The organism is Chitinophaga dinghuensis, from assembly GCF_003259435.1.
GTDB lineage: Bacteria > Bacteroidota > Bacteroidia > Chitinophagales > Chitinophagaceae > Chitinophaga > Chitinophaga dinghuensis.
Genome location: NZ_QLMA01000003.1, coordinates 208,076 through 233,357, shown reverse-complemented (window position 1 = coordinate 233,357; position 25,282 = coordinate 208,076). Strand labels below are relative to the sequence as shown.

The window sequence follows — 25,282 nt, the reverse complement described above, 5'->3', positions numbered from 1 at the left end:
TATGTAGGTTTTAGTTATATGCTAGAAAATAAATTCTGCTGGCAGAATGATTGTTACAAGCGTTCCTGTTGGCTCTCCGCCTGGGTCTTCCAGGTCTGTGACAACCACGCTGGCATCTTTGTTATTGATTTTGCGAATCAGATCAATTCTGCCCTGCGTCACCTTCATGCCCACAGAGGTATGCGTTTTGCCCTTTCTCGCTTTGATTTCCATCGCTCTCTTTCTGCCAATACCATTATCGGTAATGGTGCATACCAGACTACGTCCTTCCAATCGGATACCAATATCCAATTGCCCTTTCTCATTTGATTTATGTACGAGTCCGTGCCAGATAGCATTTTCCACATAGGGTTGTAATATCATGGGAGGGATCAGTACTTCTTCATCGTGGATATCAGACGCCACCTTTATCCGATAATCAAAGATACCATTACATCTCAAGGATTCCAGGTCCAGGTATAGACGCAGGGATTCCAGTTCTTTATTCAGGGAAACGAAAGTATGTTGGGTATTATCCAGAATAAGGCGCATGAGTTTGGAGAATTTGGTAAGATAGTCAGACGCTTCTTCCTGGTTATTGCTCCAGATATATCGATGAATGGAACTGAGCGAGTTGAATATGAAATGCGGATTCATTTGTGAACGAAGGGACCGGAGTTCCAGTTGCAAGGTCTGCTTGTTTTCTTCCAGGTTCCGGTGACGGATATAGAAGAATCCACCTACTGTCAGCATAATCAGGAAAGCGGCCAGGGCGAAGATGAATACCACATTTCTTTTGGTACGCAGCTCTCCCACCATTTTATCATGCTGCAGGGTACGGATCTGGTTATCCTTACGGTCCACATCATAAATGGCCTGCATCTGGTTCAGGGCCATCGCAGCCTTTTCATTGAGGATACTATCCTTGTACAGGAGTGATTTTTCTGTAGCCTCCAGGGATTTCTGGAAATCGCCGCTATTTTTGTAGTCCAGCGCCAGGGCTTTATAAGTATCCATCAGCATGGATTTGAAGCCCCAATAGTTACTCAGGGTAATGCCTTGCTGAAAGAAGCCGCGTGCCTCTTCATGTTTATTTTGTACACTAAGCAGTTTCCCGATGTTCATATAGCTTTCTGCCATGTGTACTTTATCGTCTACCTGATCATTGACCTGTAAGGCTTTCTGCAGATATTCCATCGCTGTTGGGTAATCTTTCTTTTCCTGAAATGCAGCACCAAGTGCATTAAAGCAGATCACTTTCCCGGTGGCGTTCTTTAATTTTTCGTTGATGGCCAGAGAACTTTTATAGTGTTGGATGGCCAGATCCAGTTTACCAAGTCCCTGATAGGCATATCCCAGATTTCCCAGGTTGATGGCCATGCCGAGGGGGTTGTTACTTTCCTCTTCCAGTTTTAAGGCATGCTGAAAACGTTCTATAGACAGTTCATATTTCCCTTCTGATAACTGGATATTACCAATGCTATTCGTGGCGACGCAGATGTTCTTTATGTTTCCAATTTTTTCCGCGATTTGAAGGGCTGCAAAATGATAATCAAAGGCTTTCTGGAGCTTATCCAACCGGCGACAATCGACCCCGGCATTGTTGAGCGACTGGCATAGCAACACGGAATCCCGGGCTTCCTGCGCGTATTTGATGGCTCTTTCGTGATAGTCTTCCGCCAGGATGTACTGCGACTTATTCCTCTTGGAGGTGCCCAATTCATTGTAGGCCATGGATAATCCTTGTGGATATTTCAGCTCCTGGCTCATGGCAATGGCTTCCTGCAGGAAGACATTTTCCTTTTTATGCCCATCAAAATAGGCGGCGGTACGGCGACTTTCTTCCAGCCATATCCGGACGGTAGAGGTATCTGGCCGTAGTTGTCGGACGGAATCCAGCAAATGATAAGTAAACAGAGAATCCTGGGCGAATACGCCAGGAACCACTCCCAGGAACAGGAGTAACCAACTACATACTGATCTGATTGACATCAGCAGCAAGATAATATTTTTTTACAGGCGAAAGACCGGGGTTTGGAAGGGAATTCCCCCAGGGCAGCCGCATCACCAACTGCCCTGTCAGGGAAAAGAACTGCTTAAATAGCAGTATGGGGCTGTTTATTACCGTTTACAATCTGCATTATTGTAGCTACGCTGGTAGCTGAGCGATAGCCATCAGGAGCGGTGTGTTTTACATAATCCACCAGTTGCGCTATGGATGAAACTGCCACATGCATGCGGGTATCAGAGGAAGCATAATATATTAAGACACGGCCATCTTCATCGGCAATCCAGCCGTTAGAGAAAAGCACGTTGGACACGTCGCCTACTCTCTCCTGCCCTTCCGGGCCCATAAAATAGCCGGCAGGTTTATGAGTAACGCGGGTAATATCGTGGAGATCCGTCATGAACATATAAAGTACATAGCGGAAACCTGCAGCGGTGTTTCTAACGCCATGCGCCAGGTGTAACCAGCCTTCCGCCGTTTTTATAGGCGCAGGACCCTGGCCATTTTTGAGTTCGCTTATTGTATGATAATGTCTTGGGTCGATCACTTGTTCGGAAGTCACCACCGCCTTGGTCATATCTTTCGTATAGCCGATAGCGATACCTCCGCCGGAACCGGCTTCGATGAAGTTATCCTGCGGCCTGGTGTAAAGCGCATACTGGCCGTTTACGAACTCCGGATGCAGCACCACATTACGTTGTTGTGGAGAGCTGGTCATCAGATCAGGCAGGCGTTCCCATGATTCCAGATCGCGGGTACGGACAATGCCGCATTGTGCGATGGCAGAAGACATATCGCCGGGAGCTGCAGCGGGATCTTTTCTTTCTGTGCAGAAAAGGCCGTAGATCCAGCCATCTTCGTGGGCGGTCAGTCTGATATCGTAAACGTTTACATCAGGGTTTTCGGTTTCAGGAATGGCCACCGGTATTTCGCGGAATTGCCATTGTTGGATACCATCCTTACTTTCAGCGATAGCGAAGAAGGATTTGCGATCAGCCCCTTCTACGCGTACCATCATCAGGTATTTATCCTGCCATTTGATGGCGCCGGCATTGAAGGTCGCATTGATACCAAAGCGTTCCATCAGGAAAGGGTTACGTTGTTCGTTCAGATCGTAACGCCAGGACAGAGGGGTATGCGCAGCCGTTAGGACGGGATACTGATAACGTTCAAAGATACCGTTGCCGGGTAGCACCGGTTTGTTCTCCAGTTGTATCAGCGCATCCTGGGCTGTTTGTAATTGCTTTAATCGTTCACCGAAAGTTTCTCGCATTCTCATAATTTATATCGCTTCATATTTTATCGAGGTTATCCCACCAGTATTTTTTCAGCAGGAAGAGCATTACAACGAGGATAGCGCCAGTGATATACATAGGCGTATGTTGCTCCAGTACGAGGTACATAGGCAAAGCCATCAGGCACAGTTGTGCGATGATACCAACAACAACGTTGAACATGTCTCTGCGGAAATTACGGTTGGGTTCCAGGTCAGGGTATGCTGCCTGCATGTTTTGGAGGACCGGTTTCCAAAAGCCCCATGGGCGTACATTGTAATAGAATTGTCCCAGTGTTTTTGCATCTACCGGAGGAGTAGCTAATGTTCCGGCGATGCAACCAACCAACGAAATCACTAATATCACTGGGAAATAGTACAGGTTCAGACCTGTGAAGATATAAGGACAAATAAGCGCAGCTGCGATACCGGACAGCATTCCCCAGAAGAAGCCGTATCCGTTGAATCGCCACCAGTACCATTTCAGCACATTGGCCGCCACATAACCGCCCCATAATCCGGATACCAGCCATTGTAATACGCTGTTCACATCTTTCGCAAATACGCCGATAACGATACTGATGATCACGATCAGGATACCTGCCAGATAGTTTACGCTGCTGATTTTCCTGTTACTGGCGTCAGGGTTAATATATTTCAGGTAGACATCATTCACTATATAAGCCTGGGCCGCATTCAGCGTGCCGGCGAATGTGCCGATGAAGGAAGCCAGCATACCGGCAACCAGTAAGCCCATCACGCCCACTGGCGCAAAGCTGCTGATGGCAGCAGGCAATATTTTTTCAAAATCTATATGGTCCCCGGTTTTCAGATTGAGCTGTTTGTAGTAGATCAGTCCAAGTACAGCAAAACCGATGATCATGAGGTATCTTACAGGCATTAACACAATGGATACGAAACCGCTCATTTTAGCGGCATCTTGCGGGCTGCGGGTACTGAGGATCTTCTGCATATCGTAGTTGGGCGCAGGACCTGCAAGACTTACCAGCAGGCCTTTGAAGACCATCATCATGAAGAAAGCGCCAAACAGCGTGTAGCCGTCGCTGTTAATTTTTTCATTCACTTCCGGAATGATACGCCCCCAGTCGAGGTTAAGTTTCCAGCCGAAGAAAGGATTCATCCATCCTTCAGGGACATTGAGTGCGTGAACCGCGAGGGCTCTCATCGCAATAACTGCAATTATAACGGCGGCGGCTGTACGAATTACATACTGAACCGCGTCTGCCCAAACAATACTACTCATACCACCCAGGATACTGTAGAATACCGCGAACAGTGCAAAGGCTACGCCATAGAGGTGCGGCACATATTCCGGTTGTACAGTGAATGGTATGTAAGGTGCAATATTGGACCAAGGAATGAATATTTCCATGAATTTACCTAAGCCTACAAAGCCATATGCCATGAAACCCAGGCAGCTGATCAAAGCAAAAACAACTGTAATGGTGTGAGAGAGTGCTGCGTCTTTACCATTCCCAAAGCGGGTAATGATCCATTCTGCACCGGTGCTGACATTAGAACGCCTGAGCCAGGCGCTGACAAACACCATCATGAACACCTGGTTGAAGATAGGCCATAGCCACGGAATCCAGATACTCTTCATGCCGTATACGAAGGTGAGCGTCACCAGCCACATGGTACCAGAAATGTCGAACATATCCGCAGCGTTGGAGAGTCCGAGCATGTACCATGGGAGCGACTTTCCTCCCAACATATACGCCGTCTTATTTTGCTTTGCTTTTCTTCTTAATAGTAATCCAATCAGGACAATAATACCCAGGTAAATTCCGATAATGATCCAGTCAGTTAATTGCAGCATTCTTAAGGTTTTTGATTTTCACAAAATACGCCAGGGGATATATTCCCCCGGCGTTGTTGTGAAAGTAATTTACTGTTTATCCCACCAAACACGGGTCATATATTCATCTTTACCCTGATTGGTTAATGAGGACTGTAGACCTTTCGGATTGTTCACTTTCTCATTCAGCGGATAGGTGAGTCTTCTAGGTATCTGACCATTCGTGATATTTCCGGCATAGTTTGTTGGAGTCAGTACTGGATAGCCGGTACGACGCCAGTTCGCGTGGGATTCCCAGCCATTAAGGAAAGTAGCGATCCAGTATTGAGTACCCAGCGCTTTCAGCTGATCGGCTGCAGCCGCAGGGAATGGATTTGCCGTCAGGTAAGCTTGTGTTTGCGCATCGGTGATAGTGCCACCAGCGCCATAAGCAGCCTGTTGTTTCATGGAGCTGGTAACAGCCTGTGCATACAGACCGGCAGCATCTCCACTCATCCAGCCTTTCACCACCATTTCAGACTGCAGCAGCTGTACTTCAGCAGGCGTCAGCAGGAAGGTAGGAGCAGTTAAAGTCAGGATGACTTTGGTATTTAAAGTAGCGTAAGATTGTAATTGATCGCCAGGGAAGGCAGTATTGAAACCGTTCATGTCCAGGCCATTGGGCAGGGCTTTCAGGTTAGCCAGGGTGGTGTCTCCACTAACAGTACTTACAAACACGCCTCTTCTTGGGTCGCTGGTGCTTACCAGTTGATTGAGGAAAGTTTTGCTGATTTTGATTTTGGTATCAGCCAGTGTATAACTGTTAAAGGTATACGTAATTGGGTTGGCGACATCGTTTCTTTCGGAAGAATGTTTGATGATACAAACATCTGTAGGATCGCTCATCACACCGCCGGCGATTGCTTTGGAAGCCCAGTCTTTCGCTTTGGCGATATCCTGTTTTTCCATACGCATAGCCAGTTTCAGCATCAGGGAGTAAGCCAGTTTCTTCCATTTGCTGAGATCGCCGTTGTACACGATATCAGCGCTGCCCAAAGGCGTTTTGGAAGCATCGAATGCAGCTGCTGCTTCGGATAATTCCTTCAGCATATCCGCGTAGATGTCTGACTGTTTATCGTAGTTAGGCGTAACGTTACCGGTGATGTAACCTTTACCTGCATCGAAATAAGGCACATCGCCATAAGCGTCTGTCAGGCGTTGGAAGACGAGTACTTTCCAGATTCTGGCGGCACTCAGCAGGTTAATCTGCGTAGGGTCTTTTTTAACGTTTTCGATCAGTTGTACCGCGTTGTTGATGATCAGCGTATAGGAATCATCCTGTAGGTTACCGGCGTTATCGCTTTTCAGGTATTTATCTCCTTCGCCGCCGTCGATGGTTTCGGTAGAAGCGAGTTGTTGTACCGCCATCATATCGAAACTCAGGTTGGTACGGCGAATAGTACCACGGCCCAGCGTAGCGGTAGCCAGTTCCACATTACTCAGCATCGTAGATGGAGGAATGGAGGTAGTACTGTTCGGATTTTTATTGACATTTTCCAGGTCTTTCGTACAGCTGGCAGAAAGCAGCATGAGGGAAGCACCGATATATACCAGATATTTTCTTTTCATAAATTTTCTCTTTAACTGTAATTAGAATTTAACACCCAGGTTCAGACCGAAGCTTCTTACAGCAGGCAGACCCAGCATTTCAAAGCCTTGACCACCACCAGTAGTATAAGCAGATTCAGGATCTACTACTGGTACTTTCTTATAAAGTGTAAGGAGATTTCTTGCTACGAATGACAGAGAAACAGACTGGAAAGCAGAGTTTTTGATGAAGCGCTTAGGCAGGCTGTAACCCAGTACAATCTGGCGGAGTTTTATGAAAGAAGCGTCGTATACAAACTGCTCAGTGATGTTATTGGCGATGAACTGGTAGTAGTCCTGCGCATTTACTTTCACTGTATTTGCTTTACCATCAGCAGTAACGCCATCTCCGATGATACCGCCATCACGGCCAGGGAGTGTTTCTTTGCTCAGCCCCTGATACCATGCCAGGTTGGTGGTACCGGAGAATATTTTACCGCCGAATTTAGCATCCAGGAGGAAGTCCAGGTTCCATGAGCCGTAAGTGAAAGAGTTGCTTAAGCCCATTGTCAGTGGAGCGATACCGTTGCCCAGTTTCGCGATAGCGCCTACAACAGGAAGACCTTTATCGTCGTAAACGATGCGGCCTTGTGCATCACGGGTGTAGGTGGTACCTTCCAGGATGCCGTAAGGTTGCCCTACAGCAGCATAAGAATAGGAAGGAACGCCACCATCACCCCAGAGGCCGGAGCGGTTCTGCGCCAGCACCATGGAAGTTTTACCATCTATCAATGCTTTTACGTTGCTTTTGTTATAACCCATGTTATAGCTGGTCTGCCATTGGAAGTTATCTTTACGTATAGGCGTACCAGTTAATAACAGTTCCACTCCAGTGTTACCGATAGCAGCCGCATTTCTGAAGGTATTAGTATAACCGGAAGTATTGGAAACTGGTGAATTCAGGATCGCATCTGTTACCTGACGGCTGTATACAGCCAGGTCGATACCAGCGCGGCCATCCAGGAAGCGGGCTTCGATACCACCTTCATAGGTGGTTGTTACCTGAGGGTGCAGTTTTGCATTTGGTACAGTACCGCTACCGATGGTACCTAAAGGAATACCATTGATAGAGTTATTGAAACCGAAAGGCAGGTTCAGCTGATAGGCAGAGATATCCACATCGCTACCTGTTTGTGCCCAGGAGCCTCTAACTTTCGCGAAGCTCACCCATGAAGGCAGGGTAAATGCATCAGAGAGTACGAAGCTGGCGCCTACAGAAGGATAGAAGATATTATTGTTTGCCGGATCTAATGTAGAGAACCAATCGTTACGACCAGTCAGTGATAAGTAGAGGTAGTTGTGGAAACCAATTTCTGCGGAACCGAAAGCAGAGTTGATTTGTGTTTCGCTCAGGTTATAGCCGCCATTTTTAGTGGTAGTATTACCGATAGCATAGAAACCAGGAACGATAAATTTATCGCCGCTGGAAGAGACGCTGGTGTATTTACGTTTCATGGTATTACCACCTACGAAAGCGTTCAGGGACCAGGTTTTGTTGAATGCGCGGTTGTAGCCCACCATTCCCTGGCCGTTGAATTCGCCGCGGTAAACGGTAGACTGGCTGATGGAACCATTTGGATAGAACCCAACGCCAGAAGGCCATACGCTGAAGCTATTGCGGTAGGTAAAGTCGGTACCGGTGAGTACGCGAGCATACAGGTGTTCCGTGATATCGTATTTCAGGTCGGCAGAACCGATGAAGCGATCGTCTTTGTTACCGGAAGGTGTTTCATACGCAACAAAGTAAGGGTTAGCCCAGTAGTTGTTGGTAGTCCACAGGTTTTCGCCACCGCTTGGGTTGCGGGTAGTTTGCCAGTCGCGGATATCGTAGTTGGTAGGCATGAGCCATGCAGCAACAGCAGCATTTGAAGTATAGTCGTTCAGCTGAGGTCTGTTTTTAGCTTTTTCGCGGATATACTGTGCATTGATAGTAGCGGTGAGGTTTTTACCCAGTTTTGCGTTGGTGTTGAGGGTAAAGTTATTTCTGTGCAGGCCGGAGTTAGGCATGATATCCTTGTTGTCCATGTCTGCGAAAGAGAATCGGAAGTTGAGTGTTTCGGTACCGCCGGTGAGTGCTACAGAGTTGGTGAAGGTGCTACCATCTTTGTAGAAATGTTTCACGTTATTTTTTCTGGCGGAGTAAGGGCGGGAAACGCCGTCGCCCTGGATTACAGAGGAGCCGTCGAGTTTAGCGCCCCAGCTGCCGCGGCCATCGGCCAGTGCTTCAGCAGCGGAAGTAGGTTTGTTGCCATATGTACCGATACCGTAAACATATTGATAGTCTTTAGCGGTGTAGTCGATAGCGCTTTCGATGCTGTAGGTGCTGTTTATTTCCACGCCGATACCTTTGCGGGAGGTACCTTTTTTGGTGGTGATAACGATTACGCCATTGGAGGCTCTTGCGCCGTAGAGGGCAGCAGCGGTATTACCTTTCAGTACGTTGACGGTTTCGATATCGTCTGGGTTGATGGAGGAGATACCATCGCCTGCATCGGAGCCGCCGTACATATTATCGATGCTACCTCTGTTTTCCGTACGCATAGGTACCCCGTCGATCACGTAGAGTGGCTGGCCTGAGCCGAAGTCGCCACCACGCATGATTACGCGGCTGGAGCCGCCGGCGCCTGTAACAGGTTTGGTGATATTCACTCCTGCCACTTTACCTTGGAGGCCCCACATTACGTTGGTTTCGCGGGCTTTTGTCATGGATTCGCCTTTCACTTGGGTGATGGCATACCCTAGCACTTTGTTTTCCTTTTTGATACCCATAGCTGTTACCACAACGTCACTGAGTTGGGTGAGTTGTTCGTGGAGTTTTACATCCAGATTGGTTTGGCCTGCTGCGGGCACTTGTTTTGTTTCATAACCGATGAGGGAAAAGACAAGCGTAGCGTTTGCAGCGGCAGTTACTTTGAACTTACCGTCTACATTGGTGAGGACACCATTCACAGTGCCTTTGATGGCAACGGAAACGCCAGGAAGCGGTTCGTTTTTTTCATTGGTCACTGTGCCGCTTAGCTGCACCTGTTGCGCCAGAAGGACGCTGGAGAAAGACAGCAGCAGTGCTAAGAAGAGGCCTGCTTGCCGTATTTTCCTGAACAATACTGAAGGGATACTGTGCTGTAATTGCATAGCGTAATGTTTAATGGAATTGAAAATTTTGTCTGTCAGCGATCTGATTTATGTGTTGATAATTTTTGTTCTGGCAGCGATTTAGGTTGGCCTTCATAACGTTGGTTACTGTCTCAGAACATTGAATCAAAAGTATTTTATAAAACGACGCAACAGTGATACTTTTTTATCCCAAGTTTTACAAAACCAGCAGCGAATACTTCGTGTCTCCCTAAAACTATCAAGCAAAACACCCTATTTTACGCTATTAATTACCTTTTTATCTATAATCACTATTCGCTACCATCATAATACTTTTAATACCAAAATGTATTATATTTATATCAACAGACTTGAACAAATATGCGCAAGACTCAGGCATACAAAGAGATTACGCCCTTAACGGAGCATGATTGTTTCATGATATTCAGCAGGGTGAAGAGCAATTTTAATTTCCCGTTGCATTATCATGAGGAATATGAACTCAACTTTATTATGAATGCGGCTGGGGCAAGGAGAATTGTGGGGGATCATGTGGAAGACATTGACGACCTGGAATTGGTGTTGGTAGCGCCGAGTGTGGAGCATGTATGGTTGGATCATCATTGCAGGAGTAAAAAGATTACGGAGGTAACGATACAATTTCATGCGCAGTTGCTGGATGCGAAGTTGTTGCGGCGTAATCAGCTGAGTTTTATCCGGTCTTTATTTGAGAATGCCAGCAAGGGGATTTCTTTTAGCAGGGAAACGATTGTAGCGGTTAAGCCGAGGTTGCTGGCGTTGCCGCATAAAACGGGGTTTGATTCTGTTTTGGAGTTGTTATCGATACTTCATGATCTTTCTATCTCCCGTAATATTCGGGTGCTTAGCAGTGCGCCTGCAGAATCATTAAATACGTATAATAGTCGCCGTATAGAGAAGGCTTTCGAATATATGCAGCAGCATTTTGACAAGGATATTGGGTTAAATGAGTTGGCTAAGCATGTAAATATGACGCCGGTATCCTTGAGTCGCTTTATTAAAAAGCGGACGGGGAAAACGTTTATAGACAGTTTGAATGAGATTCGGATAGGTCATGCATCGCGTATGTTGATAGACACAACGCATTCGGTATCTGAGATATGTTATCAGTGTGGGTTTATGAATCTGTCCAATTTCAACCGGATATTCAAGAAGAAGAAGGGCAGTACTCCTTCTGAGTTTAGGAAGAATTTTGCGGGTACCCGTACTTTCATATAGGTATAAAAAGGCGAAAGGGCGAAAGAATTCGCCCCTTCTTCCTATTAACCGAATACACCTACTGAAAATATGGGAGTAAACCATGCAAAGCATGCCATCCCACATTAAGTTGACTCGCCGGAAAGCATAGCAATTCCGGTATTGTATATATAAAAAATACCTGTAATAATCGGTTAATAGCAAAGGCTCTATTGGGATATAGCGAATAAGACATTTCTCGGCTGGTATTCGGTTAGGAATACGCTATCAGATCACAAAAACCAGTATATAGGTCTTATGCAGTCAGTCGGGGCTCAAACGGCAACATCATTCATCCGCACAAACGACTTCCCTGTTCCTTGCAATTGCTTTTCAGGAAGGATAAGGTTTAGAGAGGAAATTCTTCAGGATTAGGAAAATTATTGGGATCAGCGCTTCAGCTTTGGAAGCGCTATCGCAAATGTATAAAAGGATTTTAATAATATAAAATATTATTTTATGAGGAGTGCGCCATTGTAGCATCTTCTACCCACTGCATCACCAGTTCCAGTTGGTCATCGAGGTTTAAATGGCTGTTATCCAGAATGATAGCATCTTCTGCTTTTCGCAGTGGGCTAATTTCTCGGTTGGCGTCTATGTAGTCTCTTAATTCGAGGTTTTGTTTCACCTCTTCGATGGAGATCTGTTTATTTTTTGCGTACAGTTCTTTAAAGCGGCGTTCTACGCGGATAGTGATATCTGCGGTCATGAAGATTTTCAGTTCTGCATGGGGGAATACGACGGTACCGATATCGCGGCCATCCATTACGATGCCTTTGCGGGCGCCCATTTTCACTTGTTGCGCCACGGCAAAATCGCGTACTTCTTTCACGGCGGCCACTTCGCTTACTTTTTCTGCCACCAGCATTTCCCGGATCATATGTTCTACATTTTCCTCATTGAGGTACATATCGGACATACCGGTGAGGGAATTGGGTACAAATTCCAGGTGGATATCTTTCAGGGCGGCTACTACAGCGGAGGTAGTGGTCCAGTCTATACGATTTTGAAGAAAATACAGGGTAACCGCACGATACATAGCGCCGCTGTCGATATACACATAGTCCAGTTTTCTGGCCAGTTGTTTTGCGAGTGTGCTTTTGCCACATGAAGAGTAGCCATCTATCGTGATGATTATTTTTTTCAAAGTCGTCAAATTTTGTTTTTGCTTATGCCTACGGAAAGAACCCTACAAAATTGACGCAATTCTTTGAAAAAAGCAAATCTGCGGCCGATTATGGCAATACGATCACTTTTGTAGTGTAAACTTTCTTATTTGTATCCTTATTGACCAGCACCAGGTAGTATACGCCGGCAGGCATATGATTGAACTGGATATCTGCATCTTTCTTCACCGTGTATTGACGGAGTACCTGACCCCATGTATTGATGAGTTGGAGGTACATATCGTCTTTCGTACCGCGGATCTTCACGTGGAAGTTGCCATGGTTCGGGTTTGGATATACTTGTACAGTGAATACCGGAGGCACCATTCTGACTTCAGAGTAGGTGATCGTACCATCTTTTGCTACGGCTTTTATGCGATAATAGGTATTATCGTCGTAGTCGTTAGGATCGTTGAAGGTATAGGAGAGCGGCGAACTGCTGTTGCCGTTGATAGCTTTGGAGGGCACCACTGCGATGGTGCTGAAGGTTTCGTCTTTTTCGTATCTGCGTTCCACTTCAAACTGCAGGTTATTAACCTCTTTGGAGGTGGTCCAGTCGAGCTGCGCCATGCTTGGACTTGTACGATACGCGTCAAACGACAGGAATACCGCCGGGTCCATTTTCACATTCAGGATAGTTTTGGAGAAATAGGTATTGGGCCCCATATCAATGAGCTCGCGCATATGCATGGTAGATGCCTGCAGCATTGTGGTAGTGCTGAGGGTACCGGGCAGCGGTTTAAAGGGAGTGCTGGCCAGTTTATCCCATCCGGTGATACCGAAGCGGGAGATAAAGCTGCTGTCGCGTTTCAGCTTATATCCGGGCAGCTCTGTATTATCTGTATGTTGCAGGATTACCGTTGCTTTACCGCCGGTATTATCCATGCGTTGAACATTCCAGGTTTTATTGACGAAAGTATCTTTATAGGCGGTACCACCGATAGCCATGGTGTATACGCTATCGAATGCCCGCATACCGAAGTTGTCTGTAACGCCGCCGTCCAGGAGTATGGCTCCGGGAGAATAGGAAAGGTCGTCTGCGCCGACAGGGAATACTACTTTATTGGCAGCGGAGTTAATGCCGGTTCTGTAGAGATAGCCGCCTGCGAAGGTATTACCGGTTACCACATAGCGAAGATCGCTGTAGCCGGTAATATTACCGGGGCCTTTCTCTCCTATTACAAGATTCCAGCCATTGAGATATATTTTTCCACTGGTAAAGTGCAGGGTTCCTCTGATTTTGAGGTCGCTGAGATCATCGAGGATGATTCCTTTACCGTTATTGACTTCCATATTGGGGAAGCTGGTTCCCTGGCGGCCAATAGCACTGTAGTTACCGTAGATAGATTGTTGACCTACGTCGCCGAGGACAGGATTGAGGGAGGAAAAGAGGAAGTTTCCACCTACGCCAGATTTACCGTCGGCGCTTTCGTCTGGGAGAGTGGCGTTGAGGCCATTTACCCAGCGTTTGCCGAGGATGTATAATGTGCTGCCGGGATTGGAACCGAGAATACCATCATTTGTCACACTGCTGAAAATGCCTATCTGGGTGTTGTTGTACAACCAGACAGTGCTCCCCATTGGAATATAGATGCCTTGCTGGGCATGCAGCCTGGGAGAGATTTGGAGCAGTAAAAACAGTATGAGTAAAAGTTTTCTCATGTAATCCCGTAAGAAAGGTTTATTAATAACCGATGATCCACCATTTGGTGCCATCAGACTGCACGGTTGTCATTGCTCCATACTTCAGTGAAGCGCTATTACTACCATTGCCAATTGTAATTGTATTACCTCCTGTGTCGATTGTCTGTGTACCACTGCCTTTTAAGATAAACGTATAAGGGGTATTATTGCCTGTTGGTGCAATACCCATTTTTATTACATATTCCCGGCCCTTGTTGGAAGCAGCTGCTGCAGGGAGGGTGATGGTAAGGCCTGTTGCGGTTAGGATTAAGGTATGGTCATTATCAGCGAGTGTAATGCTGGAACCTGTAGATCTGATATTGGTAGAGAAGGAACCATTAACAGACAACGTCGCTGTCGGCGTATTGGTATCTATACCTACTCCTCCCCCATTTGCATTATCTCTCATGAAGATGCGATAATCTGCAATATTGGATTCTACGAAATTCAGGCCCCCTCCAAGGGAATTCCAGTGGTATTTAATAGTGCCGGTAGAATCCTGGAAGGCCATAATATCATTTCCATTTGCACGGACAATGAATGGGTGTGCATTATATGGCTTTGCGCCATTGAACAGCACCGTACTATAATTGGAATATCCGTTATTACCTTTTGATCCGCGGAACAACTCCTTATTGTTATACTTCACCACCATATCGATATCAGAGGTGGTTCCGAGGAAACTGGCAGTGGTGGCATTACCGTTTCCGCTCATCGCCCAGTTGAGGTAGGTCGTGTTATCCTGTACAATTACGTCTCCATTAGCGTTTACGGAGAGCACCTTGTTGGAGGCTGCGGCTGGCGAAGCGGAGCCGAGGCCTGTCAGGCGAAGTCCGGAAACATTACTTGGAGGAGTCGTGATGGTTGCAGGAGAAACTTCCAGCACATTAGCTGGTGCATTGTTACCCACGCCTAATCTGGCATTGGTAATATCCCAGAAGAACTTACTGTTATTTTCGGCCAGTGCTTTAGAAGTACCGATAAAGGGTACAGAGCCGGCAGTATAATTAGAGAGGATCAGGCTTCCTCCGGTGGTGATGTTACCAGTAGCGTTGAGTATAGAAGTAGATACTGTTTGCGTAGTAACGATATCAGCAGTGGAGTTGATGGGACCCGACAGTTTCATCAATCCGCTGAAGGTCGCAGGACCAGAAATGTTGATGGTGGCCGCTTGTGGCGTACCGGTTGTATTATTGAGAATAGTGGTATTACTTACTGACTTCCATTTACCGCTCACCAATCTGATCAGGTCTCCTTCTACAGGAGCGGTGGAATTATCGATTTGAATATTGTAAAGGGCGTTAGCGTTCCACAATGGGTTGGTATTGTTTGCGGTGATCGTCCAGGTACGATCAGCATTCAGGTTTTGACTGGGTACATCAATGGTGAGTGCGGCATTGCCGGAATTGATGCTAAGGTTTCGGGAGAGCGGAGCATAGAAGCTGGCATAATCTCCAGCGAGTGGTAATACGTCTCCGGTGCGGGTATTAAAGGATTGAACGATAGTGATATTACCGAGGTCCACTACTTTCTTCCAGGAATTACCTTTACGCACGAAGAGTGATTTTTCTGTGGCATCATCCACAAAGACCATCATTCCATCTGGTGCGGAGGCAAGCGTACCACTTCCGGAAAGCTGACTGAGTGGCACACGGTTCAGGAGGAGGCCCTGGCTGTTGCTATTCAGTTCAAGCAATGCGCTTTTGGTAATTTGGGTAGGATTAGTTCCCAGTTTTAGCTGCTGGGCATACAGCTGGCTGCTGCATGTAAATAAAAGACCGACTGCACAAAGTTTCAACATTCCATTCAGCTTCATACAACTTATTTTATGTAATCAGGGGAGAGGATATAACGGTCATGCCGTATAGGCATGACCGTTGTGATGCATTACTGCATTATTTCTTAATGATGTACCAGGTATCAACACCGTTAGATTGAACGGTGATGAAAGTCCAGTCATTGTAGATAGGGTAAACATTACCACCTTCAATGTTATCGGCACCGGAGGTTTTAACATCTACTTCATTATCGATGTTATTGGCGCCGCCACTTGGAGCTTTCTTGATAACATAGATACGACCAGGAACGGAAGCTGCGGAAGGCAGTGTTACATTCGCGATAGCAGCAGATTTAACTACTACAGTATAGTCGTTTACAGTCAGTGTATAGGAGCTGGTTACTTCTTTGATAGCCATAGATACGGAACCTTGTACCTGGAGGGTAGAAGTAGGAACACCAGTTGCACCCACGAGTGCATTTGTTTTCACGCTAATGGTAGAATCGAAATCTTTCTGACCGAAGATAGGTTGTTTAACGTTAGACACGAGACCGCCTACTACAGTTTGTCCACCATAACCAGCGTAAGGAACGCTAACAGTTACTTTATTGGCAGTTCCATCGTACTGAACATCGAGGTCAGTACCGGTGTGTGCTTTATCGTAAGTTACTGGAGTGAAAGCGCTGGCTGGCAATGCTTTCTTCACCACTTTGTTAGCGCCATCGAGGATCAGTACAGTGTTATCATTAGCATCTGTGCTGGTTTGGATACCTGGTAAGGTTACATCTTTAACGATGGTAGCGTTACCGTTAGCAGTCAGGTCGCCATTCACAGTAACATTTTTAGTTACGGTAACATTGTTGCTGAAGTTACCATCACCGTTGGTTACATCGAGACCAGCTTGTGCGGTGATTTTATCCATGAAGGTTTTTTCACCTGCGAAGGTCTGGTTAGCGATAGACACACCACCCGGGTTGTTTGCATCAGCAGCAGTCAGGTAAAATCTTTTGTTACCTGGAATGCTGGTACTATCGATTACGATACCATATTGGCTGGATGTGTTGTTAAAGTTAGCAACTACCAGATATTGTGCATTTGCATTGAATTTCTGCCAGTCAGCCAGGGTCAGTAAACCTGCAGTAGTAGTACCATCGCCAGTTTGGTTAGGGATGCTCAGTTGCAGGTGACCAGCAGATGGAGCCACAAATTTATATGGCGCACCGGTTGGAACTTCCAGGTTGAAGTCAGGCGTTTTATCGCCGTTGATACCGAAAGCATCCACGAATGCAGCGGTACCGAACTGACGCCAGGAAACCACGCCGGTAGTAGGATCTACCATCATACCATTTACTGCGGCAGCATCATTCTGGAGGTTTTTAATAGTGATACCGTTGGAAACAGTTACATTACCGTTGTCGATTCTGAGACCTTCCACATTGTTACCTTTCAAAACAAAAGGAACGTTGTTGGTAGAACCCACGAAAGGATTTTTGGTAGCATCCAGCGCATTACCCAGTATATCCCAGGATTGACCGCCTTTTTGTAAGCGTGACCAGGTGTAGTTGTCACGTACATACAATCCTTCCTGTCCTGCTTTTGTCAGGAAGATGATCATACCGTTTGGAGGATTCAGGTTGGTCATTGCGGAGGTATCAGCAATGCGAGGCAGTAAGAGACCCTGTTTGTCTGATTCGAGCTCAAGGATCGCAGATTTTTCCACTTTTGTAGGATTGGTACCTACTTTCAGCTGTGCGTTTGCCTGTGATGCCACCATCGCCAGACCACCCAACAACATACCGCGGACTGCGAATTGTAAAGATTTAGTCATAGATATACGGATAAAATCGTTAATAAACAGTTATAAATAGGGACATTGTCTGTTTGCTACATGCAGGTTTTTCATTCACTTTTTCTATATACACACAAAAGGGCATTCATAGAAAAACCAGGCATAGGACTATTCACTTTTCTTCAGGCGTTTTCAATAAGGATCGCTCTTTTTCAAATGGTAATAATTTATAAGACAATAGCTAGTTAGGACTATAGTTTTATATAATGCAAAAATATACTATCTATCAAGCGGGAAAAATGACATGATAATACCATTTTCCTGTTACCAAAACTTTGGCAAAAGTTTTCTGCGATTATTTCCACCTTAAACAGGGATACATTCCTTATAAACGGTGTACAGACAAGCCGCTCCACATATTATCATTAAATATTACGCGACAAATATAAATATATTTTTCTTTTAATATAAAAATTTTACATAACATAAATGTGTTATATGCAGATTTATGAGAAGCAGGGTAAAAAAAATGATGGAAATTTTTGATGGGTTGGAAGGAATGGAGGGGATAAAAAAAGCCGTCTCTACTGAGTAGAGACGGCTTTTCGTTTATTCAAAAGAGTTATTACGCTTCTGATTTTTCTGATTTGCTTTTATTGGAGTTGTTTTTCAGGGTAAAAACCAGTTTTTGGTTTTCCTTATCCAGGTCAGCAACCAGAATATCGCCATCATGAATATTCATGTTGAGGATTTCTTCAGCCAGAGGGTCTTCCAGGTATTTCTGGATGGCTCTGTGCAGTGGGCGGGCGCCGAATTGTTGGTCGTAGCCTTTATCTGCCAGGAATCCTTTGGCATCGTCTGTCAGTTCCAGGCTGAAGCCCAGGCTGTTCAGGCGTTTCAGCACGCTCTGCATCGTGATATCGATGATGGTATAGATATGCTCTTTAGTGAGCTGGTTAAATATAATTACATCATCAATTCTGTTCAGGAACTCAGGAGAGAAGGTACGTTTCAGTGCTTTTTCGATCACTGCTTTTGTATTCTCTTCTTCGTTGGTTACGCGGGTAGTGGTGGTAAAACCTACACCTGCGCCGAAATCTTTCAGCTGGCGTGCCCCGATGTTGGAAGTCATGATGATGAGGGTATTTTTGAAGTCCACTTTACGGCCGAGGCCATCGGTGAGGATACCATCATCCAGTACCTGCAACAGGAGGTTATAGATATCTGGGTGTGCTTTTTCGATTTCATCCAGGAGGATAACGGAGTAAGGTTTACGGCGAACTTTTTCAGTCAGCTGACCGCCTTCTTCATAACCAACATATCCCGGAGGCGCACCAATTAAGCGGCTTACGGAGAATTTCTCCATGTATTCGCTCATATCTATGCGGATCAGTGCATCATCGGAGTCGAACATGTAGCGTGCCAGTGATTTGGCGAGCTCAGTTTTACCCACCCCGGTAGGGCCGAGGAAGATGAATGTACCGATTGGTTTTTTAGGATCTTTCAGACCTACTCGGTTACGCTGGATGGCTTTGGTGACTTTGCTGATAGCTTCGTCCTGGCCTACCACTGCGCCTTTGAGGTCTTCGCCCATGCGGCGTAATTTGTCGCTTTCTGCCTGTACCATTCTTTTCACAGGGATACCGGTCATCATGCTGACTACTTCCGCGATGGCTTCTTCATCAATTGGGTAGCGTTTGTGTTTCACTTCTTCTTCCCACATTGCTTTAGCGCGTTCCAGGTCTTCACCCAGTTTCTTTTCAGTATCGCGCAGAGCAGCGGCTTCTTCGAAGCGTTGGCTTTTCACTACTTTATTTTTCTCCTGCTTGATATCTTCGATTTGTTTTTCGAGATCGAGGATATTTTGCGGAACATTGATGTTTTTCAGGTGAACGCGGGCGCCTACCTCATCCAGTACGTCGATGGCTTTATCTGGGAGGAGACGATCCGTCATATAGCGATCACTCAGTTTAACGCATGCTTCGATAGCATCGTCTGTATAACTCACGTTATGATATTCTTCATAGCGTGGTTTGATGTTATTGAGGATCTGAATGGTTTCTTCCACACTAGGCGGTTCTACCATTACTTTTTGGAAACGACGGTCGAGCGCACCATCTTTCTCGATGTACATACGGTATTCATCGAGGGTAGAAGCGCCGATGCATTGGAGTTCTCCTCTTGCGAGGGCAGGTTTAAAGATATTGGAAGCATCCAGGGAACCGGAAGCTCCACCTGCGCCAACGATCGTATGAATTTCATCGATAAACAGGATTACGTCTCTGTTTTTCTCGAGTTCGTTCATGATGGCTTTCATCCTTTCTTCGAACTGACCGCGGTATTTGGTACCGGCAACCAGTGCGGCGAGGTCGAGGCTCACTACTCGTTTATCGAACAGTACGCGGGAAACCTTGCGCTGAACAATGCGGAGGGCGAGGCCTTCCACGATAGCAGTTTTACCCACACCAGGTTCGCCGATGAGGATTGGATTGTTCTTTTTACGACGGGAGAGAATCTGGGAAACGCGTTCAATTTCCTGTTCACGGCCTACGATCGGGTCTAAGCTTCCGCTTTCAGCCAGTTTTGTGATGTCTCTACCGAAGTTGTCCAGTACCGGGGTTTTGGACTTAGTGTTTGTCTGTTTGGCTTTGGAGGCGTAGCTCTTTCTCTCATCTTCAAACTCTTCTTCACCCGGATCGTCAAATTCTGCTTTTGGATCAGTAGATTTTACAAAGCCCAGTTCGTTTTTAAAAGTATCGTAGTCCACGTCGAATTGTTGTAAGATTTGTGTACAAACGTTTTCCTTATTCTTTAAGATAGACAGCATGAGGTGTTCAGTTTCCACGGTGGCGCTTTTGAGGGCTTTGGCCTCTAGTACGGTAACCCGGATAACTTTCTCTGCCTGTCTGGTCAGGGGCAAACTATTAATGTTTGGAATATTTTTCCCCGTCTTATCTTTCACGGCCAATTCTACTTCCTTGCGGAGTTCGTAGAGATCTACATTCAGCGCCTGCAGAATCTTTATGGCCGTACCTTCGCCTTCGCGAATTATACCTAACAGCAGGTGTTCAGTACCGATGAAATCATTTCCCAAGCGTAAAGCTTCCTCCCTGCTGAACGAAATGATCTCCTTAACTTGCGGTGAAAAATTCTGGTCCATTGTGAATAAATTAGATTAGAAAAACCCTTACGGGGGCATGCTTATACAATAATAACGAATAATTCTGATTTCCCTTGACAGCGTGTCTGCCGGATTGAAGTTATTCCTTTTTTGCACTCCGGCATCTTACACTTTAATAGTAATATTTATTTTTGTGGTGAAACGGGTACGGGTCTTTTTAAAATATCTACGAAGGAACAGCGGTATTTGTTCGTTCACTTCAGGGTATTTTTTCCAGGCGGGTGCCCATTATAAAAGTCAGAAATTTGATCTTTACTAAAATATAAAACAATATCCAACGCATGAAATTCAAAATTGATACCAAAGAAAAAATAGTAGTTTTTTGTCCAGAAATCAATGCTTTGGATGCTAATTTGTCAGCCTCATTTATAGCAACCGCTACTACCCTTCCCGGTTTGGAATCCCGCAATCTCATACTGGATTTACATTTGCTGGAAACGGCCGACGAATCTGGGATTGAAGCCATTTTAGCAGTCTATTCACATATGTATGACAATAATCGCAGCTGTGCGATTACAGGTATTAACAGTACTTTAACGCAACTGCTGAAAACAGCAGCTCCTGATAATTTCAATTTAGCGCCTACTATGGCGGAAGCGATAGACCTGGTGATGATGGAGGAATTAGAGCGTGAATTATTGGACGGATTGGAATAAATTTAGCCTCAGGCAAGTAAAAAGATATAATGTTTGGTGTAACGATATTAGGAAATAACTCGGCGATCCCTACCCTGGACAGGTATCCAACGGCTCAGATTGTCACCTGCAATGATCAGTTGCTGCTGATAGATTGCGGGGAAGGCACGCAGTTGCAGATAGCGAAGTATCGGATTAAGCGTGGGAAGCTGCGCTATATATTCATCAGTCACCTGCATGGAGATCATTATTTTGGTCTGATAGGACTGCTGAATACTTTAAACCTGATGGGCCGAGTGGATCCGCTCAGTATTTATGCGCCTCCCGAGCTGGAGCAGATTATTCAGATCCAGATGGAATGTTCCGGCACAGCATTGCGTTATGAAATAAATTTTGTGCCGTTGATGCCGGGTTATACCGGAGTGATTTTGGAAGACAAGGATCTGTCGGTCAGCTGTTTTCCCACGCAGCACCGGATTTCCTGTTTCGGATTCTCGGTGGAGCTTCGTAAGAAAAAGCGAAAATTGATACCAGATCAGGCGAAAGCATATGAAGTTCCTGCGGCTTACTATGGTAAATTACAGGAAGGGGCGGATTATCTCCGGAAAGACGGGTTGCTTGTAAAGAACGACTGGGTGACCATTCCACCGGAAAAGGGTAAGCGATATGTATATTGTGCAGACACGATTTATGATGTCAATTTGCTCCCTTATTTACAGGATGCGGATGTTATCTATCATGAAACCACCTACCTCCATGAATTGGAGGGTCGTGCGGCGGAGCGGTTTCACAGTACCAGTGTTCAGGCGGCCTCACTGGCGGCGGCGGCACATGCGAAGCGACTGTTGATCGGGCATTTTTCCTCTATGTATACGGAGCTCGATCCATTTTTAGAGCAGACGAGGCCCATTTTTCCCAATACAGACATTGCCGAAGAGGGAGTGACCTTTTTGGTGTAAATCGTCCTAAAAAGGCATTAAAAAGGCCGCTTCCAGCGATGGAGGCGGCCTTTTTGATCTATGTCTTCCTATATTAATATTTGCTCAGATATGCTCCGATTTGCTGATAGAGGTTATCGGAGGCAGGAACTACCGGCAGGCGGAAATAATTTTCCATGAGGCCTTTATGGGCCAGGAAAGCCTTGATACCGGCAGGATTGTTCTCACAGAACATGTAATCGAATCCTTGCATCATCTTGTTATTGAGGATGCGGGCGCCTGGGAAGTCGTTATTGAGGGCAGCGTTTACCATGGCGGAGAAATCCGCTGCAAAGTAGTTAGCTGCTACGGAAATAACGCCATCCATGCCGCAGGCCAGTTGGGCGAGGGCGAGGGCGTCGTCTCCGCTGACAACGATAAAGTCTTTCGGCTTATCGCGGAGGATCTGCATGCATTGGAGCATATCGCCGGAAGCTTCTTTCATGGCTGCGATGTTCTCTACTTCATGTGCCAGGCGCAGGGTGGTTTCTGCGGTCATGTTACGACCTGTACGACCAGGAACATTATAGAGGATAACAGGCTTAGGAGAGGCTTTAGCGATGGCTTTATAATGCTGATAAATCCCTTCCTGCGTAGGTTTACTGTAATAAGGCGCTACGCTGAGGATGGCTGCTGCTTCTGCCAGTATTGGCGTAGACTCGAGGCGTTTGACTACATCTTTCGTATTATAATCACCCATACCTACTACTACCGGCACCCGCTTCGCGACCTTTTCGAAGGTGAACTTTATCAAATCCAGCTTTTCTTCTGAAGAAAGTGTTGGTGTTTCGCCAGTTGTACCCAGAGTTACAACGTAGTCTACACCGCCTTCAATCACATAGTTGATCAGCTTTTCCAAAGCGTTCCAGTCTATGCTTTCATCTGCTTTAAAGGGTGTAACCAAAGCTACCCCGGTGCCTCTTAATTGTTCCATGATTGTAATTACGAAAAAACAAAATTAGAATTTCGGAGGCCGAAATTCTAATTTTTTATCGTGTTCTCTAAATTATTTTTTAACGCTCCTCGTAAAAGCCCATGCGGGAGAATTTGTCGATACGCTGTTCGATGCGGGTATCCGGATCGATATTTTTCAGTTCAGCGAGCGCATCCTTGATACGTTTCTTCAGGATATCAGCCATTTCATCCGGATTTACGTGGGCGCCGCCCAGTGGTTCGCGGATAACGCCGTCTACCAGGCCAAACTGGCTCATGTAGTCGGAAGTGAGTTTCAGTTCTTCGGCTGCTTTCTCTTTGAAGTTCCAGCTGCGCCAGAGGATGGTAGAGCAGTTTTCAGGGGAGATAACGGTATACCAGCTGTTTTCCAGCATGAGTACGCGGTCACCGATACCGATACCGAGGGCTCCACCGGAAGCGCCTTCACCGATAATAATACAGATAACTGGTACGCGGAGTTTCACCATTTCGAAGAGATTACGGGCAATGGCTTCTGCCTGGCCTCTTTCTTCCGCTTCCAGTCCAGGATATGCACCGGGAGTGTCGATCAGTGTAACGATAGGTTTGTTGAACCTTTCCGCGAGTTTCATCAGGCGGAGGGCTTTACGATAACCTTCCGGATTGGCCATACCGAAGTTTCTGAGCTGTCTCATTTTGGTATTGACCCCTTTCTGCTGACCGATAAACATAACGGTTTCGCCGTCCAGGTCGGCGAAGCCGCCTACCATAGCTTTATCGTCCTTTACATTCCGGTCGCCGTGCAGTTCCACAAAGTTGTTGCACATCTTTTCGATATACGCCAGAGTATAGGGCCTATCGGGATGACGACTGAGCTGCACTCTCTGCCAAGCGGTCAGGTGATCGTAAATCTCCAGGCGAGTGGTTTCGATCTTAGCTTCGTACTCCTTTACAGTAGCGGAAACATCTACACCTGACTTTTCACCATTTTCCTTCAGCTTGGCCAGCTGCTCATATAAATTCTCGATAGGTTTTTCGAAATCCAGAAATTGCATAATTTGAATAAATTGGTTAAAGTACGGTGTAAAGATAGTGCTGAAAAATTTTTTTAAAAAAGATTTGCTAAAATGAAAACTTTGTTGCTATCTTTGCAATCCCAAAACGGAACAACACAACCACTTGGGAAACAGAAAGATAGCAAGTATCTTCTACAAAAATATACGGATTGGTAGTTCAGTTGGTTAGAATGCCGCCCTGTCACGGCGGAGGTCGCGGGTTCGAGTCCCGTCCAGTCCGCAAAAAGGGACAAATCATCATCAGTATGGTTTGTCCCTTTTTCATTTGAGCCGGTGTTGCCCGACAGGCTTGCGATTAGTGCAAATACTTCCTTTACTTTTTCGGTTCGAAGTACCTCATTTTTGCGATCATAGACGATTCCTTCAGAAAAAATGAGTTTTTGCAATTTCGCTTTCATACCCATTTTTTTGGAGGAAGCAGGTAGCCACAGCGTGACTACACTACTATTTTTTGGAGATAAATTCATAAAATCGCTTCAGATAACCCGGCTGATACCCGGAAGGCAGGTGCACATTTTCTTTATAATACAGAAAATCATCATTAGTCCCTCCCATATTAAAGCCTTCGGCCTTATACTGCCCTTCAAGTCCACGAATTTGCGACAACGCCATGATTGTATATATCTTGTTCCGCTGCGCGTTCAGTTTATCGCTGATAGATCGCTTACTGAGCTTGACATCAATCTTGATCGCTGTATTCTGGTAGTATACACTCCCATCTTTCCGGTACAATGTACCCACATCGCTCCTGGCAATTATTCCGTTCTCATTAACAGGTTGCATCTGATCATGATAGCCGTATTTAATCCCTCCTATTTCCACCGTCAGCGGTGTACGCCCTTCTTCGTAGAAAACATACCAGATACTCCTGTTACCATAGTAAATACTATCTCCTTTAGAAGACATGCCTGATAATTTCAACCCTGATATGGTTAACAGCATAATTGTCAATAGCTTTTTCATATACTAATTAATAAAGATTATAGGAAAATAATGTCGGCCTGGCTCCTATT

At 45.8% G+C, this 25,282-nt stretch carries 16 protein-coding genes and 1 tRNA gene; 4 read left to right on the top strand and 13 right to left on the bottom strand.

Features of this window, described 5'->3' with window-relative positions; genetic code table 11:
- Positions 1–21 precede the first annotated feature (21 nt).
- The 5 genes from CLV59_RS09965 to CLV59_RS09945 form a co-directional block, all read right to left on the bottom strand.
- A complete protein-coding gene (locus tag CLV59_RS09965) occupies positions 22–1,971 on the bottom strand; it encodes a tetratricopeptide repeat-containing sensor histidine kinase (protein WP_146616157.1) in 1,950 nt (649 codons plus the stop codon).
- A 104-nt stretch (positions 1,972–2,075) separates the two neighbouring features.
- Positions 2,076–3,266 carry a glycoside hydrolase family 130 protein gene (locus CLV59_RS09960; protein ID WP_317048645.1) on the bottom strand — a complete coding sequence of 397 codons (1,191 nt, stop codon included), beginning with the start codon at positions 3,264–3,266 and terminating at the stop codon, positions 2,076–2,078.
- Between the two features lie 13 nt (positions 3,267–3,279).
- Positions 3,280–5,100: a sodium:solute symporter family protein gene (locus CLV59_RS09955; protein ID WP_111591886.1), complete on the bottom strand. Its 1,821-nt coding sequence runs from the start codon at positions 5,098–5,100 to the stop codon at positions 3,280–3,282.
- Positions 5,101–5,169: 69 nt separating this feature from the next.
- Positions 5,170–6,687, bottom strand: a complete 1,518-nt coding sequence (locus CLV59_RS09950) for a SusD/RagB family nutrient-binding outer membrane lipoprotein (RefSeq protein ID WP_111591885.1) — start codon at positions 6,685–6,687, stop codon at positions 5,170–5,172.
- 21 nt (positions 6,688–6,708) lie between these two features.
- A complete protein-coding gene (locus CLV59_RS09945; protein WP_111591884.1) occupies positions 6,709–9,837 on the bottom strand; it encodes a SusC/RagA family TonB-linked outer membrane protein in 3,129 nt (1,042 codons plus the stop codon).
- Between the two features lie 342 nt (positions 9,838–10,179).
- Between CLV59_RS09945 and CLV59_RS09940 the strand changes: the two genes are divergently transcribed.
- Positions 10,180–11,055, top strand: a complete 876-nt coding sequence (locus CLV59_RS09940) for an AraC family transcriptional regulator (RefSeq protein WP_111591883.1) — start codon at positions 10,180–10,182, stop codon at positions 11,053–11,055.
- Positions 11,056–11,530: 475 nt separating this feature from the next.
- Here CLV59_RS09940 and cmk read toward each other — a convergent pair whose 3' ends face one another.
- The 5 genes from cmk to CLV59_RS09915 form a co-directional block, all read right to left on the bottom strand.
- Positions 11,531–12,220, bottom strand: a complete 690-nt coding sequence (gene cmk / locus CLV59_RS09935; protein WP_111591882.1) for a (d)CMP kinase — start codon at positions 12,218–12,220, stop codon at positions 11,531–11,533.
- Positions 12,221–12,308: 88 nt separating this feature from the next.
- Positions 12,309–13,901 carry a T9SS type A sorting domain-containing protein gene (locus CLV59_RS09930; RefSeq protein WP_170137701.1) on the bottom strand — a complete coding sequence of 531 codons (1,593 nt, stop codon included), beginning with the start codon at positions 13,899–13,901 and terminating at the stop codon, positions 12,309–12,311.
- A gap of 22 nt (positions 13,902–13,923) precedes the next feature.
- A complete protein-coding gene (locus CLV59_RS09925; RefSeq protein ID WP_111591880.1) occupies positions 13,924–15,738 on the bottom strand; it encodes an autotransporter outer membrane beta-barrel domain-containing protein in 1,815 nt (604 codons plus the stop codon).
- A gap of 79 nt (positions 15,739–15,817) precedes the next feature.
- On the bottom strand, positions 15,818–17,527 hold the full coding sequence (locus CLV59_RS09920; protein ID WP_111591879.1) for a hypothetical protein: 1,710 nt from the start codon (positions 17,525–17,527) through the stop codon (positions 15,818–15,820).
- Positions 17,528–18,113: 586 nt separating this feature from the next.
- A complete protein-coding gene (locus tag CLV59_RS09915) occupies positions 18,114–20,648 on the bottom strand; it encodes an ATP-dependent Clp protease ATP-binding subunit (protein ID WP_111591878.1) in 2,535 nt (844 codons plus the stop codon).
- 302 nt (positions 20,649–20,950) lie between these two features.
- Here CLV59_RS09915 and CLV59_RS09910 point away from each other — a divergent pair, with 302 nt between their 5' ends.
- Entirely contained in the window at positions 20,951–21,325 is a 375-nt protein-coding gene (locus CLV59_RS09910) for an STAS domain-containing protein (RefSeq protein WP_111591877.1), read from the top strand.
- A 29-nt stretch (positions 21,326–21,354) separates the two neighbouring features.
- Positions 21,355–22,263 (top strand): ribonuclease Z, encoded by a 909-nt coding sequence (locus tag CLV59_RS09905; protein ID WP_111591876.1) that lies wholly within the window; start codon positions 21,355–21,357, stop codon positions 22,261–22,263.
- Between the two features lie 73 nt (positions 22,264–22,336).
- Here the strand turns inward: CLV59_RS09905 and dapA are convergent, their stop codons facing one another.
- Both dapA and CLV59_RS09895 read right to left on the bottom strand, forming a co-directional pair.
- The gene (dapA, locus tag CLV59_RS09900) at positions 22,337–23,215 is read right to left on the bottom strand and encodes a 4-hydroxy-tetrahydrodipicolinate synthase (protein ID WP_111591875.1); all 879 of its coding nucleotides are present in this window, start codon (positions 23,213–23,215) and stop codon (positions 22,337–22,339) included.
- 79 nt (positions 23,216–23,294) lie between these two features.
- On the bottom strand, positions 23,295–24,248 hold the full coding sequence (locus tag CLV59_RS09895; protein WP_211323787.1) for an acetyl-CoA carboxylase carboxyltransferase subunit alpha: 954 nt from the start codon (positions 24,246–24,248) through the stop codon (positions 23,295–23,297).
- Between the two features lie 167 nt (positions 24,249–24,415).
- On the opposite strand from CLV59_RS09895, the gene CLV59_RS09890 reads away from it, so the two are divergent.
- Positions 24,416–24,489: transfer RNA gene (locus tag CLV59_RS09890), tRNA-Asp, on the top strand.
- 224 nt (positions 24,490–24,713) lie between these two features.
- On the opposite strand, the gene CLV59_RS09885 is transcribed toward CLV59_RS09890, so the two are convergent.
- Complete coding sequence (locus CLV59_RS09885) at positions 24,714–25,232, bottom strand: hypothetical protein (protein WP_146616156.1); 519 nt, start codon at positions 25,230–25,232, stop codon at positions 24,714–24,716.
- Positions 25,233–25,282: the final 50 nt, after the last annotated feature.